At 57.0% G+C, this 14,850-nt stretch carries 14 protein-coding genes; 11 read left to right on the top strand and 3 right to left on the bottom strand.

Translation table 11 applies throughout. From position 1 onward, the window contains the following. Nucleotides 1-20 precede the first annotated feature (20 nt). From dnaA to FA94_RS19465, 8 genes are all read left to right on the top strand, one after another. Nucleotides 21-1,622 (top strand): chromosomal replication initiator protein DnaA, encoded by a 1,602-nt coding sequence (dnaA, locus tag FA94_RS19500; protein ID WP_035562529.1) that lies wholly within the window; start codon nucleotides 21-23, stop codon nucleotides 1,620-1,622. Between the two features lie 220 nt (nucleotides 1,623-1,842). Further along, nucleotides 1,843-2,946: a DNA polymerase III subunit beta gene (gene dnaN, locus FA94_RS19495; protein ID WP_035554206.1), complete on the top strand. Its 1,104-nt coding sequence runs from the start codon at nucleotides 1,843-1,845 to the stop codon at nucleotides 2,944-2,946. A gap of 113 nt (nucleotides 2,947-3,059) precedes the next feature. Beyond that, complete coding sequence (gene gyrB / locus FA94_RS19490) at nucleotides 3,060-5,531, top strand: DNA topoisomerase (ATP-hydrolyzing) subunit B (RefSeq protein ID WP_035554203.1); 2,472 nt, start codon at nucleotides 3,060-3,062, stop codon at nucleotides 5,529-5,531. A gap of 399 nt (nucleotides 5,532-5,930) precedes the next feature. Then, on the top strand, nucleotides 5,931-6,206 hold the full coding sequence (locus FA94_RS19485; RefSeq protein ID WP_035554201.1) for a hypothetical protein: 276 nt from the start codon (nucleotides 5,931-5,933) through the stop codon (nucleotides 6,204-6,206). After that, nucleotides 6,203-6,571, top strand: coding sequence for a helix-turn-helix domain-containing protein (locus FA94_RS39910; RefSeq protein ID WP_035554200.1), 369 nt, complete (start codon nucleotides 6,203-6,205; stop codon nucleotides 6,569-6,571). Before FA94_RS19485 ends, FA94_RS39910 begins: the two co-directional genes overlap by 4 nt. After that, nucleotides 6,571-7,635: an ImmA/IrrE family metallo-endopeptidase gene (locus FA94_RS19475; protein ID WP_035554198.1), complete on the top strand. Its 1,065-nt coding sequence runs from the start codon at nucleotides 6,571-6,573 to the stop codon at nucleotides 7,633-7,635. Before FA94_RS39910 ends, FA94_RS19475 begins: the two co-directional genes overlap by 1 nt. Continuing rightward, nucleotides 7,628-8,263, top strand: coding sequence for a C1 family peptidase (locus tag FA94_RS19470; RefSeq protein ID WP_035554196.1), 636 nt, complete (start codon nucleotides 7,628-7,630; stop codon nucleotides 8,261-8,263). Before FA94_RS19475 ends, FA94_RS19470 begins: the two co-directional genes overlap by 8 nt. 8 nt (nucleotides 8,264-8,271) lie before the next feature. Continuing rightward, a complete protein-coding gene (locus tag FA94_RS19465) occupies nucleotides 8,272-9,108 on the top strand; it encodes a thymidylate synthase family protein (protein ID WP_035554194.1) in 837 nt (278 codons plus the stop codon). Here the strand turns inward: FA94_RS19465 and FA94_RS19460 are convergent. From FA94_RS19460 to FA94_RS19450, 3 genes are read right to left on the bottom strand one after another with little or no spacing between them, the layout of a single operon-like run. Continuing rightward, nucleotides 9,105-9,776 carry a uracil-DNA glycosylase gene (locus FA94_RS19460; RefSeq protein WP_035554191.1) on the bottom strand — a complete coding sequence of 224 codons (672 nt, stop codon included), beginning with the start codon at nucleotides 9,774-9,776 and terminating at the stop codon, nucleotides 9,105-9,107. The genes FA94_RS19465 and FA94_RS19460 overlap by 4 nt on opposite strands. A gap of 2 nt (nucleotides 9,777-9,778) precedes the next feature. Beyond that, nucleotides 9,779-11,059 carry a nucleoside triphosphate pyrophosphohydrolase family protein gene (locus FA94_RS38720; protein WP_063771790.1) on the bottom strand — a complete coding sequence of 427 codons (1,281 nt, stop codon included), beginning with the start codon at nucleotides 11,057-11,059 and terminating at the stop codon, nucleotides 9,779-9,781. A gap of 28 nt (nucleotides 11,060-11,087) precedes the next feature. Further along, complete coding sequence (locus tag FA94_RS19450; RefSeq protein ID WP_035554189.1) at nucleotides 11,088-11,375, bottom strand: DUF4031 domain-containing protein; 288 nt, start codon at nucleotides 11,373-11,375, stop codon at nucleotides 11,088-11,090. 41 nt (nucleotides 11,376-11,416) lie between these two features. Here FA94_RS19450 and FA94_RS39905 point away from each other — a divergent pair, with 41 nt between their 5' ends. The 3 genes from FA94_RS39905 (at nucleotide 11,417) to FA94_RS19435 (ending at nucleotide 14,849) form a co-directional block, all read left to right on the top strand. Next, nucleotides 11,417-11,740, top strand: a complete 324-nt coding sequence (locus tag FA94_RS39905) for a helix-turn-helix domain-containing protein (protein ID WP_156126675.1) — start codon at nucleotides 11,417-11,419, stop codon at nucleotides 11,738-11,740. 333 nt (nucleotides 11,741-12,073) lie between these two features. Further along, nucleotides 12,074-13,633 (top strand): class I SAM-dependent DNA methyltransferase, encoded by a 1,560-nt coding sequence (locus FA94_RS19440; protein WP_035554186.1) that lies wholly within the window; start codon nucleotides 12,074-12,076, stop codon nucleotides 13,631-13,633. Continuing rightward, entirely contained in the window at nucleotides 13,623-14,849 is a 1,227-nt protein-coding gene (locus FA94_RS19435) for a restriction endonuclease subunit S (protein WP_035554184.1), read from the top strand. Before FA94_RS19440 ends, FA94_RS19435 begins: the two co-directional genes overlap by 11 nt. Nucleotide 14,850 lies beyond the last annotated feature (1 nt).

Raw genomic sequence — 14,850 nt, 5'->3', positions numbered from 1 at the left:
ACCATAACGACAGCAACTCGATGAACGATTTCTGGCAACACTGTTCCGCATTGCTGGAGCGTGAGCTTACGCCCCAGCAGTACGTGACGTGGATCAAACCGTTGGCCCCGGTCGCCTTCGACGCCGCTGCGAACACGCTTAGCATCGCCGCGCCGAACCGCTTCAAGCTCGACTGGGTCAAGAGCCAGTTCTCCGGCCGCATCGCGGATATGGCCCGCGATTTCTGGCAAGCCCCGGTCGACGTGCAATTTGTTCTGGACCCGAAAGCCGGCATGCGCGCGCCGCAGGCCACGTCGTCGCCGGGTTCGACCCGTACTGTTTCATCTTCATCCGCGCCAATGGGCGGTAACTCTGGCGGTGGCGCCGCAGTGGACGCGGCCGTCGGCGCCGTGCAAGCGGCGCATGCCACACGCGCCGGCGGCGTGAACGCCGCCGCGCAGCAACATGCGAACGCGCGCGCGGCATCCGCCGCCGCCGAAGACGCCGCCGACCTCGATCTGCCCAGCCTCGACGCGAACGAAGCCGCGGCCGCCCGTCGCACGTGGCGTCCGGGTCAGAGCGCGAACTCGAACGGCAATGGCGAAAACGATTCGATGTACGAGCGCTCGAAGCTCAACCCGGTGCTGACCTTCGACAACTTCGTGACCGGTAAGGCCAACCAGTTGGCGCGCGCCGCGGCGATTCAGGTCGCGGATAACCCCGGCATCTCGTACAACCCGCTGTTCCTGTATGGCGGCGTCGGCCTCGGCAAGACCCACCTGATCCACGCGATCGGCAACCAGCTTCTGATGGACAAGGCCGGCGCGCGGATTCGCTACATTCACGCGGAACAGTATGTGTCCGACGTGGTGAAGGCGTACCAGCGCAAGGCGTTCGACGATTTCAAGCGCTACTACCACTCGCTCGACCTGCTGCTGATCGACGATATTCAGTTCTTCTCGGGCAAGTCGCGCACACAAGAGGAATTCTTCTACGCGTTCGAGGCGCTGGTCGCGAACAAGGCGCAGGTGATCATCACCAGCGACACGTATCCGAAGGAAATTTCGGGCATCGACGACCGTCTGATCTCGCGCTTCGACTCCGGCCTGACGGTGGCGATCGAGCCGCCCGAGCTGGAAATGCGCGTCGCGATTCTGATGCGCAAGGCGCAATCGGAGTTCGTGAGCCTGAACGAGGACGTCGCGTTCTTCGTCGCGAAACACTTGCGCTCGAACGTGCGTGAGCTGGAAGGCGCGCTGCGCAAGATCCTCGCGTATTCGAAGTTCCACGGCCGCGAAATCACGATCGAACTGACCAAGGAAGCGCTGAAAGACCTGCTGACGGTGCAGAACCGCCAGATTTCGGTGGAAAACATTCAGAAGACGGTCGCGGACTTCTACAGCATCAAGGTCGCGGACATGTATTCGAAGAAGCGTCCGGCGAACATCGCGCGGCCGCGGCAGATTGCGATGTATCTGGCGAAGGAGCTGACGCAGAAGAGCCTGCCGGAAATCGGCGAGCTGTTCGGCGGGCGTGACCACACCACGGTGCTGCACGCGGTGCGCAAGATCGCAGCCGAACGCAGCACTGACGCGCAACTGAACCACGAATTGCACGTGCTGGAGCAGACGCTGAAGGGCTAAGCAAGTCGACTGGGAAAAACGACCTGTTTATTTCCAAACTCGCCCCCATTTTAGTGAGGCGGTTCTGTTTTCAGGCACAATACAGGTTTAACCGCCCGGCGGCCGCGGGCGGATTTCACGCTGTGGCAGGCGCTGCGTGGCGCCGGCGGGGGGCCACGGCTGTGAGCTGGATCGCTTGCCTGGCAAGGCGCGCAGGCCGTTATATCAACGAAGGAACTCTATGCAACTGGTCAAGACCGAACGCGATAACCTCCTCAGGCCGCTGCAAACCGTGAGCGGCATCGTCGAACGCCGCCATACGTTGCCGATCCTCGCCAATTTGCTGATTACCAAGAACGGCCCTGACGTGTCGTTCCTGTCCACCGACCTCGAGTTGCAGATCACCACGCGTGCCGATTTCGGCGTGGGCGGCGATTCGGTGGCGACCACGGTGGCAGCAAGAAAGCTCCTCGACATTCTGCGCGCCATGCCCGACGGGCAGGTCACGCTCACGCTGAACGACAAGCGTCTGACCGTGCAATCCGGCAAGAGCCGCTTTGCGCTGCAAACGCTCGCGGCGGACGAATTCCCGACGGTCGCGCAAGCTAAAGATTACGGCGCGAACCTCGTGGTTCCCCAGAAAACGTTCCGCCAGTTGCTCGGCATGGTCCATTTTTCGATGGCCCAGCAGGACATTCGCTACTACCTGAACGGCATGCTGCTGGTAGTGGACGGCGATCAGTTGATGGCAGTCGCAACCGACGGCCACCGTCTGGCGTTCTCGTCGATGAAGATCGAGGGCACGTTCGCGCGTCAGGAAGTGATCATTCCGCGCAAGACGATTCTGGAATTGCAGCGTCTGCTGGAAGACATCGACGACACGCTGAAGATCGACATCGCGCAAACGCAGGTGAAGTTCACGTTCGGCCAGGTCGAACTGGTGTCGAAACTGGTGGAAGGCAAATTCCCCGACTTCCAGCGCGTGATTCCGAAGTCGCACAAGAATCAATTTTTGATCGGCCGTGAAGAACTGCAGCGCTCGCTGCAACGCGCCGCGATTCTGACGTCGGACAAATTCAAGGGCGTGCGCTGCATTATCGAGCCGGGCCAGTTGAAGATCATGTCGACCAACGCCGATCAGGAAGAGGCGCAGGAAGAACTGGAAATCGCGTACGACGGCGACAGCGTCGATATCGGGTTCAACGTCACGTATCTGCTCGACGTGCTCGCGAACCTGAAGGTCGACATGTTGCAAGTGAGCCTGGGCGACGCCAGCTCCAGCGCGTTGATCACGATTCCCGAGAACGACGAGTTCAAATACGTAGTGATGCCGATGCGCATCTAACGCGTCCAATACCGAGAAGACACCAAGGGGCGCAGTGCCCCTTTGGCGTTTTTATGGTGTTTTGAAAAGTCCCGAGCAGCAACCTTGCAGTAACGCAGAACCGGAAAAAATCCATGACTGAAACGAACAATACGCAACCCGACAACAGCTACGGCGCCTCGTCCATTCAGATCCTCGAAGGTCTGGAGGCGGTGCGCAAGCGGCCGGGGATGTACATCGGGGATACATCGGATGGCACCGGTTTGCATCACCTCGTGTTCGAGGTGCTCGACAACTCGATCGACGAAGCATTGGCCGGGCATTGCAACGACATCCAGGTGATTATTCACGCGGATAACTCGATCTCGATCACCGACAACGGCCGCGGCGTGCCGACCGGTCTGAAGATGGACGACAAGCACGATCCGAAGCGCAGTGCCGCTGAAATCGTGATGACCGAGTTGCATGCCGGCGGCAAGTTCGACCAGAACAGCTACAAGGTGTCCGGCGGTTTGCACGGCGTGGGTGTGTCGTGCGTGAACGCGCTGTCGGCGTGGTTGCGTCTCGTGATTCGTCGCGATGGTAAGAAGCACTTCATGGAGTTTCACCGTGGCGTGCCGCAGAACCGCATCATCGAAGAGATCGATGGCGTGGCCGTGTCGCCGATTCAGGTGACGGGCGATACCGAGAATCGCGGTACCGAAGTGCACTTTCTCGCCGACGACACGATTTTCGGCAATGTCGAATATCACTACGACATCCTGGCGAAGCGGATTCGCGAACTGTCGTTCCTGAATAACGGCGTGCGGATTCGTTTGACGGATCAGCGCTCGGGTAAGGAAGAAGATTTTGCGTTTGTGGGCGGCGTGAAGGGTTTTGTTGAGTACATCAACAAGAACAAGGCCGTGCTGCACCCGAATATTTTCCACGTCAGCGGCGAGAAGGACGGCATTGCCGTCGAAGTCGCGATGCAGTGGAACGACAGCTACAACGAAAACGTGCTGTGCTTCACCAACAACATTCCGCAGCGTGACGGCGGCTCGCACCTGACCGGGTTGCGTGCGGCGATGACGCGCGTGCTGAACAAGTACATCAACGATCACGACGTCGCCAAGAAGGCGAAGGTCGAGACGTCGGGTGACGATATGCGCGAAGGGTTGTCGTGCGTGTTGTCGGTGAAGGTGCCGGAGCCGAAGTTCAGCGCGCAGACGAAGGACAAGCTGGTGTCGTCGGAAGTGCGCGCGCCGGTGGAGGATGTGGTCGCGAAGGCGCTCGAGGAGTTTCTGCTTGAGACGCCGATCGACGCGAAGATCATCGTCGGCAAGATTGTCGACGCGGCTCGCGCGCGGGATGCGGCTCGGAAGGCGCGCGAAATGACGCGGCGTAAGGGCGTGCTCGACGGCGTTGGCTTGCCTGGGAAGCTCGCGGATTGCCAGGAAAAGGATCCGGCGAAGTCCGAGATTTATATCGTCGAGGGTGACTCGGCAGGCGGCTCGGCGAAGCAGGGTCGCGATCGGAAGTTTCAGGCGATTTTGCCGTTGCGCGGCAAGGTGCTGAACGTTGAAAAGGCGCGGTTCGATAAGCTGATTTCTTCCGAGCAGATCGTTACGCTGATTACCGCGTTGGGTTGTGGGATCGGCAAGGACGATTACAACCTGGAGAAGCTGCGTTATCACCGCATCATCATCATGACCGATGCTGACGTGGACGGCGCGCATATTCGAACGCTGTTGCTGACGTTCTTCTATCGCCAGATGCCGGAGATGATCGAGCGTGGGTTTATCTATATCGCGCAACCGCCGCTGTTCAAGATCAAGGCGGGGAAGGATGAGCGGTATTTGAAGGATGAGTCCGAGGTTAATGCTCACATTTTGAAGCTGGCGTTGCAGGGCTCGGAACTGGTGCCGGCTGAAGGCGCTACGCCGATTACTGGTGACGCGTTGGGTGAGTTGGCTCGTGCTTATTTGCTGGCGCAGGCGGTAGTGAATCGGTTGAGCCGTTTGTATGACGCTGGCGCGCTTGAAGCGGTGATGGATGGGGTCGTGATGGACCTGTCCAGTGAGGAAGCGGCTGAGGCTTCGGCTCGGGCGATGGAAGCGAAGTTGCGCGATGAACCGCTGAAGCCTGAAGTTAAGGTGACGACGATGTATGACGAAGTGCGTGAGTTGCGCTCACTGCGCGTCGCGCGGACGCATCACGGGAATCAGAAGATTTTTGTGCTGGATGAAGAGTTTCAGCTGACTGCGGATTACCGACAGCTTATTAATACGGCTAATACGTTTAAGGGGTTGATTCAGGCTGGGGCGGTGATCAAGCGGGGTGAGCGGAGTATGGCGGTTACCGACTTCAAGAGTGCGATGAAGTGGTTGCTGGCCGACGCTGAGCGGAATATTTCGAAGCAGCGCTATAAGGGTCTCGGTGAGATGAACCCTGGGCAGCTTTGGGAGACTACGATGGATCCGACCGTGCGTCGTCTTCTTCGTGTGCAGATTGAGGATGCTATTGCGGCTGACGGTATCTTCACGACGCTCATGGGGGATGATGTGGAACCGCGGAGAGCGTTTATTGAGTCGAATGCGCTTAGGGCGGGGAATATTGACGTTTGAGCTGAAGTGTAGCTGAACGCATAACCTGAGAATCTGGGACCCATGAGCTGAGAAACTTATGGGTCTTTTTCTTTGATAGCTCGAATTAACCGATAACTCATCAACGCCCACCGTCTCGCAAAGATTTCCGAGCGGGCGGCGGTGCATCTTTCAGTCCGATGTCGCCAAAACGTGGAATCTGGCGAAGTCGGTGACGGTTGCAGGTCCGTCGGACCCGTGTCAGCACGCAAGCGCTTTTTCGACTGAAAGGGCAAGCCTGAAACCTTAGTGCGTCCAGACGCGTACCTCGTTCGTGCTCTCCAATGCCTCCTGCGAAAACCTCAAAATGTTTGACCTTGACAAAATCGAACATCCTATGTACGATTTTCGTACATTCAACCCCGTATGACGGAGGACGAAATGAACGAAATCGAGGAACGCATAAAAGCGGCGTTGGTTCAGTTTTGGGATGAGCGTGCCATCGTTGTCGAGGTTGGCACGGAGGGCACGGTTGACGAGTTACTGGAACCGATTGAGTCGATGACCGCAGTTGAAGTGCTATCAACGCTCGATAAGATTGTCGGAAAAGCCCTGCCGAACACACTTATTCAAGCTGGTGGATACAAAACGAAAGACGAGTTTGTAACCCGTTTATCGGCACGGGTGATGGCGCATCTGACAGCTGCAAAAAAATGAGTCAAGAGACGCCAGCATCAGATGAAGACCAGCGCCTCTCACTAGCCCGGCGATTGCGTGAGGCTCGCGAATACGTCGGCCTTTCTCAAGAAGATGTCGCCGCGGCATTAGGCATATCTAGGCCCGCCGTAACAAACATTGAGGCGGGAACGCGAAAGGTCGAGGCCTTGGAGTTGGACAAGTTAAGCCAGCTCTATGGCCAGACGGTTCAATACCTTCTCACTGGTTCCTCCCCTACAAATGACGCACGCCTCGCCTTTCTGGCAAGGGCGACCCACGGCTTAAGCTCCCAGGATTTGGAAGAGTTGGGACGCTTCGCTGAATTTTTGCGCAGTTCGGGCAACTCCAAACGTCGAGGCGAGTAATGGCACGCGACGATTTGCTGCAGGCTGCGCGGCGAGCCGCAGAGGTTTTGAACGACTTCTCTGTTCGTGACCGCATTACTGCGGGATACACACGCGTTGACCCGACACGCTTGGCTAGCGAAGCTAGCGTGACTGTGATGTTCCGCCCACTCGAGCGTCTCCTCGGGGGGTTTTTGCGTGAAGGCGACCAAGTCGGCATATTGGTCAACTCCGAGCGGCCCAGAGGGTTGGTTCATATGACGTGTGCTCACGAGCTTGGGCACTACTTCCTTGACCACGAAAGCAACACCGATGAAACGGTCGACATCGGCAAGAGTGCTAGCCTCGTCGAACGGCAAGCAAACCAGTTCGCATATTCGTTACTCGCGCCGCAGTGGCTGATAGCCACCATCATGAGGATGAAGCGTTGGTCAAAACATCACCTCGCTGACCCGTCTGTAATTTATCAACTGTCGTTGCGCCTTGGGACGAGCTATTCGGCAATGATATGGTCTCTAGTACGCTTGGGCCTTCTCTCCGAGGGGCAAGCGACGCCGGCTTTGGGGCAAAGCCCAAAAGCCTTGAAGCTTGCCGCCTTGTACGAGAAAGATGCGTCGACAAAGGTCGAGGGCGACGTTTGGGTACTCGACTCGTCGGACAGGGACCGAGTCATTGAGCCATCGACGAAAGACAGTTTTGTAGTCGACCTACCAAATCATGCAGCGGCCGGTCATTTGTGGACAATTGACGAGCTACGCTGTGAAGGCTTCACCCTAGAACCATTCACTCACGACGCCCGAACGGTGTCGAAGCCACCGCGCGATTCCATAATCGTGGGCGGTCTGGGCGTTGACCGTACCCTGAGGTATTCGCTGACACCGGTCGCCAACTTCGCGCAGGGCCTCAGTTCCGAACCCAACGTGCGAGCGTTAGTGTCGGTTCACGAGACCACCCCGTGGGCGGCCACAGCACCAAGCCACGATGCATTTTCGTTCAGCACTGAATTTGACGACATCAAAGGCGGACTGTCGAAGCCCGAGCGTGCGCGAAGGTTGGAAAGAGTTCGAGGGGGCGTGGATGATTGAAATCGAGGTGAACCATTCGGACCGCCTCGGTCCTCCGCGCAACCAGGGTAGACGGCCAACATGCTTGGCATTCGCTGCATCCGACCTGAACGCTTTCGCTCACTCGACGGGGCATCTCAGTGTCGAGTACTTGTGCCACTTCGCCGCGAAGGCAATAGATGGCTGGCAACCTGGCGACGGCTTTACGACGGACCAAGTTTTTACAGCGCTCACTCGCCCTGGCCAGCCATCGGAAGAAATCTATCCGTATCAGATAGGTACGCCCGATGCGCCACTCCTGGCACCGCCGGCGAATCTTTTGCCGCTCTACTCTGGCAATGTGAGGGAACAAGATTTAACGCTTGAAGATGTCCTGACTCAGGTTCGGGTCGCCCGCGCGGTCTGTATAGTAATAGCGGTCACGAAATCACTGTTTTACCCGCAAGACGGAATCGTCGAGTTTGACCCCTTCGTCATTCCGAATCAGTTCCATGCGCTGCTGGCCGTTGGCGTTGGCGCGCACACGCAATCACACGAGACACACGTTTTGCTGCGAAACTCCTGGGGTGCGGGGTGGGGACGACAAGGGCATGCTTGGGTATCGGAGCGATATCTCCGATTACACATGCAAGAGGGATTCTCGGTGTAAAGGAAAACATGGCCATTCTGTTCGACAAGCAGTCTCGCGTGGTACCAACTTGGCTGGCAGCAGCTCAGTATCTCGACAAGATGCCCGACCGCAAGGCAATGAACATCGTTTTGGAGATTTCCGACCCTCTCACGATTGCAGATGACGACAAAGCGATAATGGGCCGAGTGGATGTCGCCTTGGAGAAACTCGACCTGACACTGAGCACGGTGGCGGGAACGATTTTCCCGCTGGCGTTTTACCATCGATACGGGCGCCCCGACTTTTATGATGCGTACAAGAAGATGATTGTGCGCGGCAAAAAACAAGGCACATGGGGCACCTATGCGTTGCGGATGATGGACAGGCCTTCCTCCAAAGGGAGAGGTCGAATCAATCCGTTGGAGATGCTCATCGAGCGGCTAAGCGACAGTGGTCAACCAAGCCAAAAAGACGGAAAGTCATCGTCGTACACCTCGGCTTATGAATTGGCGGTATCGGACCCAGAGTCCGACTTGGGTATCGCCGATTTAGCTGATTTGGGTGGAGATGTTCCAACATACGATGCAGGGTTGGACGGGCGCCGCTGGTTGGGACTACCGTGCCTCTCTCATTTGAGCTTCAAGCGCATAAAGACGGCAACCGGTCACGCCGTGCACCTTACCGCGATGTATCGGTCGCACCACTATTGCGCCCGAGCGCTCGGCAATCTTATCGGCTTAGCACAGTTGCTCTCATTCGTTGCGAAGGAGGCCAAGCTAGAGGTCGGCACACTCACCTGCTTGTCTTCTCACGCTGTACTTGACGTGGATGAGTGGGGCGGTGTCGACCGCACCCGGGCTATATTGGGCCTGTCGGCAAATTAGAATAACGAGACTTGTGCAGATGCGGGAGCGGGCGAAAGACTGTGGCCATAGATTCGAGCCATTCCGTTGCGAAAGTCGGACACGCCACCGTAGCTTGGATGCCGCACGCAATCAACTGTGGCTCCAAACGCCTTCGCGTAGTTGGTAGCATCTTGGCCGATGCAAATGATGCGCGTAATACCAAGCCATTTGAAGAGTTCGTGATTAAGCTCCGTGACAGTTGCGAGTTCCTTTGCCGTGAATTTGCGATTCGTCAGTGGGTCATCCACCTCGTGGGGATGAAACGGAAACACGTTCCACAGCAGCGGCAGCCGGTCAAGCCGCTCCAATATTGCCCAGATTTCTGCGGCGGTTCGCTCTGCGACGACTGGGCCTCGTGTCGCTTTGCTTGGTGTAGCGCCGGGATAGGAATGCGCGACGGCGTCGAGTCTGCGTTCGTCCGTCAGTGCGAGTCCAGTGCGTCGGCCACCACGATAGCCAAGGTCGCGTCCCATCCAGATAGTATCCACCCCCAATTGCTCGATTGCTGCAAGGTATGTCCTCAGATTCCGCCGGCGAACTGCGGGTGCATCTGCAAGGTCGTGCACGTCACAGCGATGGTTGTATGGGTTGAACACACCTTCCATGTTGATTTGCGAAAGGGCAGCAACGAACGAGCGGGGAGTCATAATTACTCTGTACTCAAGGGCGGTAGAACTGCACCGACCAATTTTTGGTTTTTGGGACGGAGAATCGGAGCCTGAGGCCTGTCGGCTACGGGGCTGAAACTGATTGTGTGCGCGAGCATGTTGACATGCACATCACCACCGCCTGCGTCGTATAGCTCACGGAAGACCTTGAAACCTTCCAAGATAGCCTTCTCCCACTGCCAAAGCGGACAGTCATAGGCCTCATAGCCTTTCACCATATCCCTTACCTGCTTGAGTAGCCCGTACTCGAGCTTACCCGGCTCGGTGTCCACAAAAAAACGGCGGCGGTGAGCGTGATTGAAAATCCAGGTAGCAATGCCTTCTTCGATAATCATCGCGCGGGCGCCATCTTGGTCACGGTCAACGTCCGGCTTGCTTTTGCGCTTAAGCTTCAACAAGCCTCGGATAACGGGAGACCAACCTAGGTGCGCCACGTACGCCAAATGGATTACGTCATGAAATCGGTAGCCATCGGCCTCGGTGCGGTTATCGGTAAGCCGGTCTCCAATATTCACACCGTTCAGCTGCTGAATAACGTACGGAACCCCGTCCGCCCCCACCAACTGAATGAACCGCATCGTGAATTCCCGAGGGAGTTGTTCGAGCTCCGGCAGGTTGACATCAAACAAGGGCACGTGCTCTGTACCTTCGCGCGGCCACCGCGACTCAAACTTGCTCATATTGTCGGTCGCAACCTTTTCGAATTTCACATGGAAGTGTGCACTCACCAAGACCATGTCCGCCAACAACGTGCCAAGCGGTTCGAGCCGTGACTGTCCCGCCAAATCGTTGCCAGCCGCCGGCACAGCCATCAAATGGCCGCAGTTTGCACCGAGCTCGCATAGGGCGGTCGCGCGCGAATGCGATTCGATTTTGCTCCGGCAGAACGCCACCAATCCATCAAATTCTGCGAAGTTCAGCGTATCACCTGAGTGCGTGTGATTTACATCGAGCCGGCGTTGCAGGACGGTCAACGCGGATGCACCAACCTGGTCGAGGGTATGGCCACATTCCTCAGCGATAGTCGCCAGATACCAGAGAGCGTCGCCGAGCTCCTCCGTGACATTTGCTTGTTCCGCTAGACCGAAATCCCGGCTTGTTTTTTTGACCGCGGACAATACGCTACCAATTTCACCAAAAAAACCGAATCTAAGCTGGCTAAATGCGTCCTCTTTGCCTTTGAAACGATTGGCTGCACTGGCACGAGCCTGGTATTCGGACAGAGACAGTTGCTTGCCAGTAGCATCCTCAATAGCGTACATACCGTCGGCCTCTCGCTGTATTTATTATCTAGGACTGTGGCACAGGGTCCTGACTTTCGTAAAGCTCCGCTTTCAGCTGCTTTGCACAACCGATAATGGTGCTGCGGTCGCCCAGCGCGGCGCCCATCGCTAATGCCTTGTCTCGAACGCCCAGCGTGACGTCATAGTGGGGATAGACCGACCTCTCCTGGAACCAAGCTCGGCGCAAGCCGAGACGCTGGGCGAACTCATGCAACTCCGTCAAAGAGTCTGCTACGAGATGGCACCACAACTTGCCCCGCCAAGGAATTCGCTCGTCGTCGACGTAAATCGCCATGCTTGCCTTTTTGCAAAAATATTTGCAAAATAATAAACAGTATGCAAATAAACCGCAAGTCCGAACTGGAAGCTAAAGTACTGGGGAGCGCTATTCGTCAGCGGCGGACGCAGCTCGAACTAACGCTTGACCAGCTGTCGAGGAAGGTTCGGGTAGATGTAGGACAACTGTCCCGCTTCGAAAGGGGTGAGTTCAAATATTCGTCAAAGAATTTGCAAAAAATAGTAGATTATTTGCAAATTTCGGTCGAACAGACCCAGACCGCAGACCCGCTTATTCAAAAATTCGCAGAGCTGCTTGTACGTTCTGAGCGCCATAGAGCCGCAGCAACGGCGTTAGTCCAAGCGCTGCAAGAACTGCGATAGCGGTTGCCCAAACGCTTCCATGCCAGTAACCGTCAATGGTAGCGATGCGCGGAATACATTCGAGTATCTGACGAGCCTCGCGAACACATGACGGGCGTCAGGCGACAAGGACGGTGAGGTAGCCGCACGTGAAAGCTGACGGGAAACATCGCGCATGGTTTCCGGCGAAATCTACCGCTCGCCATACGTCTGGACACCCCGCGGCACCGTACTTAAGGCAGTGGGCGAGTCCATGTGTCATTCAAGATAGAATCGCTTCCAATTTCCTGATGGCGAGATGCCGGGCCTTTTGCTTGGAGATACACCTGACTTTGACCGGACGAACCAGTTCTGATGCTTGATGACATCAAAAAGACCCTCTGGGCAACCGCCGACAAGCAGCGCGCCAATATGGACGCTGCCGAGTACAAACACATCGTGCTCGGCCTCATTTTCCTTAAGTACATCTCCGATACTTTTGCGGCCCGGCGCGCAGAGCTGACCCGCCGTTTTGCCGACGAAGGCGACGAATACTTCCTGCACGGCTGTGACGACGAACTGCTCGCCGACGAGCTTGAAGACCGTGACTACTACCGCGAGGTCAACGTATTCTGGGTGCCCGAAACCGCGCGTTGGGAGAGCCTGCGCAGCGCGGCCAAGCAGACCGACATCGGCAAGCGCATTGACGACGCTCTTGCGGAAATCGAAGCCGAGAACCCCAAGCTCAAGGGTATCCTGGACAAGCGCTATGCCCGCTCGCAGTTGCCGGACGGCAAACTGGGCGAGCTGGTCGACCTGATTTCGACCATCGGCTTTGGCGAGGACGCCAGCCAGGCGCGCGATGTGCTCGGGCAGGTGTACGAATACTTCCTCGGCCAGTTCGCCAGTGCCGAAGGCAAGAAGGGTGGGCAGTTCTACACGCCGGCGTCCATCGTCAAGACGCTTGTGGCTGTGCTGGCACCTCACCACGGCAAAGTCTACGACCCCTGCTGTGGCTCCGGTGGCATGTTCGTGCAGTCCGAGAAGTTCATCGAAGCCCACGGCGGCAAGCTGGGTGACGTGTCTATCTACGGGCAGGAGTCCAACCCTACCACCTGGAGGTTGGCGGCGATGAACCTCGCCATTCGGGGTATCGACTACAACCTCGGGCGCGAACCGGCCGACACGTTTGTACGCAACCAGCACCCGGACCTGCGCGCCGACTTCGTGCTTGCCAATCCGCCTTTCAACATAAGTGACTGGTGGCACGGCAGCCTGGAAGGCGACCCGCGCTGGGTGTATGGAACGCCGCCGCAGGGCAACGCCAACTACGCGTGGCTCCAGCACATGCTGTATCACCTCAAGGCCAATGGCCGCGCGGGTATCGTGCTGGCCAATGGCTCGATGAGCTCGAGCCAGAACTCCGAAGGCGACATCCGTCGTGCCATGGTTGACGCTGACGTGGTCGAAGTAATGGTCGCATTGCCGGGCCAACTTTTCTTCAACACCCAGATTCCAGCCTGTCTGTGGTTTCTCGCCAAACAGAAAGTCAACCGCCAGGGTGAAGTGCTGTTCATCGACGCCCGCAAGCTCGGCAGCATGATTAGCCGTACGCAGACGGAACTGTCCGACGAGATTATTACGCGCATTGCTAATACTGTCGCCGCCTGGCGTGGCGACGCGACTGATGGTGTCGACGCATACGCGGACATCCTCGGCTACTGCCGCAGCGTGAGCCTTGCCGAAATTGCTGAGCACGGCCATGTGCTGACACCGGGACGTTACGTCGGTACCGAGGAGATTGAGGACGACGATGAAGCGTTTGCCGAGAAGATGCAGAAACTCACGGAAAAGCTGGGCGAACAGATGGCGAAGGGCGCAGAACTGGACCAGTTGATTCGGCAGAAGCTGGGGGGGCTGGGATATGAATTCTGAGTGGATTCCAACAACGATAGGCGACCAGGCCACCCTTCAGAGGGGCTTTGACATTACGAAGGCGCAGCAACGAGAGGGCAGCATTCCTGTGATTTCGTCAGGGGGCACGAATAGCTACCACAATGCTGCAGCGGTAAAGGGACCTGGCGTTGTGCTCGGTCGTAAAGGCGTGGTCGGTAGCGTGTACTTCGTAAATAAAGACTTCTGGCCCCACGATACAACACTCTGGGTCAAAGATTTTCACGGGAACGATGCGCTTTTTGTTTATTACTTTTTTCGTTCACGCGCGGCGGACCTTGCTGCCCTTGATGTAGGGTCCGCAAACCCGACTTTGAATCGAAATCACGTTCATCCGATAAAAACTGCCTGGCCGCCGCTTTCGGAGCAACGAAAGATTGCGGAATTCTTAGGAGCCCTCGACGACCGCATCTGCATCCTACGTGAAACCAACGTTACCCTGGAAGCTATCGCTCAAGCCTTGTTCAAGTCTTGGTTTATCAATTTCGACCCCGTTCGCGCCAAGCTGGAAGGTCGTGCGCCCGAAGGCGTGGACGAGGCCACTGCTACGCTTTTTCCGGATGGGTTCGAGGAGTCGGAGCTGGGGTTGGCGCCCAAAGGGTGGCGGGTAGGCGTTTTTGGAGACCTAGCCGTACAGGTGAAAGGCTCTGTGAATCCGCTTGATACGCCGAGCCGGGAATTCGAGCATTACAGTCTGCCGGCATTTGATGCACACCGGCTCCCTGTGGTTGAGCTTGGTGCGTCCATCAAGAGCAACAAGACCCGTATGTGTTCGGGCGTCGTACTTCAATCGAAACTGAATCCTCATATTCCCCGTGTTTGGTATCCCCAAACTGTTGGGACGGCGGCAGTTTGCTCAACGGAATTCTTACCCTGGTTAGCGAAGGCTCCCGCAAGCCCCGAGGTTGTGTACTGCCTTTTGCAAAGTACGGCGTTTGAAGCGGAAGTCCGAACCTTGGTGACTGGTACCTCGAATAGTCACCAAAGAGTGAAGCCAGACCAAGTAGCTTCGTTACGGACTGTCATAGCGACAGCCGAAACTTATGGGGCATTCACCAATACGGTTAGGCCTCTTTTGCAACGGGTCGCAGAAAACTGGCAATTGTGTGGGCAATTGGCGGTAGTGCGCGACGGTTTGCTCCCTCGCTTAATTTCTGGCCAACTCCGCTTACCCGAAGCCGAAGCACTCGCCGCCTAAG

Source organism: Burkholderia sp. 9120 (genome assembly GCF_000745015.1).
Lineage (GTDB): Bacteria > Pseudomonadota > Gammaproteobacteria > Burkholderiales > Burkholderiaceae > Paraburkholderia.
The sequence above is the reverse complement of the archived record's forward strand: the minus strand, read 5'-3'. Positions and strand labels throughout refer to the sequence as shown.

Coding starts and splice junctions, on each gene's coding strand:
- FA94_RS19465 (WP_035554194.1), top strand. CDS start 8,272: ATGGCCATTCTGTTCGACAAGCAGTCTCGCGTGGTACCAACTTGGCTG.
- FA94_RS19450 (WP_035554189.1), bottom strand. CDS start 11,375: ATGGCGATTTACGTCGACGACGAGCGAATTCCTTGGCGGGGCAAGTTG.
- FA94_RS19440 (WP_035554186.1), top strand. CDS start 12,074: ATGCTTGATGACATCAAAAAGACCCTCTGGGCAACCGCCGACAAGCAG.
- dnaN (WP_035554206.1), top strand. CDS start 1,843: ATGCAACTGGTCAAGACCGAACGCGATAACCTCCTCAGGCCGCTGCAA.
- FA94_RS19485 (WP_035554201.1), top strand. CDS start 5,931: ATGAACGAAATCGAGGAACGCATAAAAGCGGCGTTGGTTCAGTTTTGG.
- FA94_RS38720 (WP_063771790.1), bottom strand. CDS start 11,059: ATGTACGCTATTGAGGATGCTACTGGCAAGCAACTGTCTCTGTCCGAA.
- FA94_RS19475 (WP_035554198.1), top strand. CDS start 6,571: ATGGCACGCGACGATTTGCTGCAGGCTGCGCGGCGAGCCGCAGAGGTT.
- FA94_RS19435 (WP_035554184.1), top strand. CDS start 13,623: ATGAATTCTGAGTGGATTCCAACAACGATAGGCGACCAGGCCACCCTT.
- FA94_RS39905 (WP_156126675.1), top strand. CDS start 11,417: ATGCAAATAAACCGCAAGTCCGAACTGGAAGCTAAAGTACTGGGGAGC.
- gyrB (WP_035554203.1), top strand. CDS start 3,060: ATGACTGAAACGAACAATACGCAACCCGACAACAGCTACGGCGCCTCG.
- dnaA (WP_035562529.1), top strand. CDS start 21: ATGAACGATTTCTGGCAACACTGTTCCGCATTGCTGGAGCGTGAGCTT.
- FA94_RS19460 (WP_035554191.1), bottom strand. CDS start 9,776: ATGACTCCCCGCTCGTTCGTTGCTGCCCTTTCGCAAATCAACATGGAA.
- FA94_RS39910 (WP_035554200.1), top strand. CDS start 6,203: ATGAGTCAAGAGACGCCAGCATCAGATGAAGACCAGCGCCTCTCACTA.
- FA94_RS19470 (WP_035554196.1), top strand. CDS start 7,628: ATGATTGAAATCGAGGTGAACCATTCGGACCGCCTCGGTCCTCCGCGC.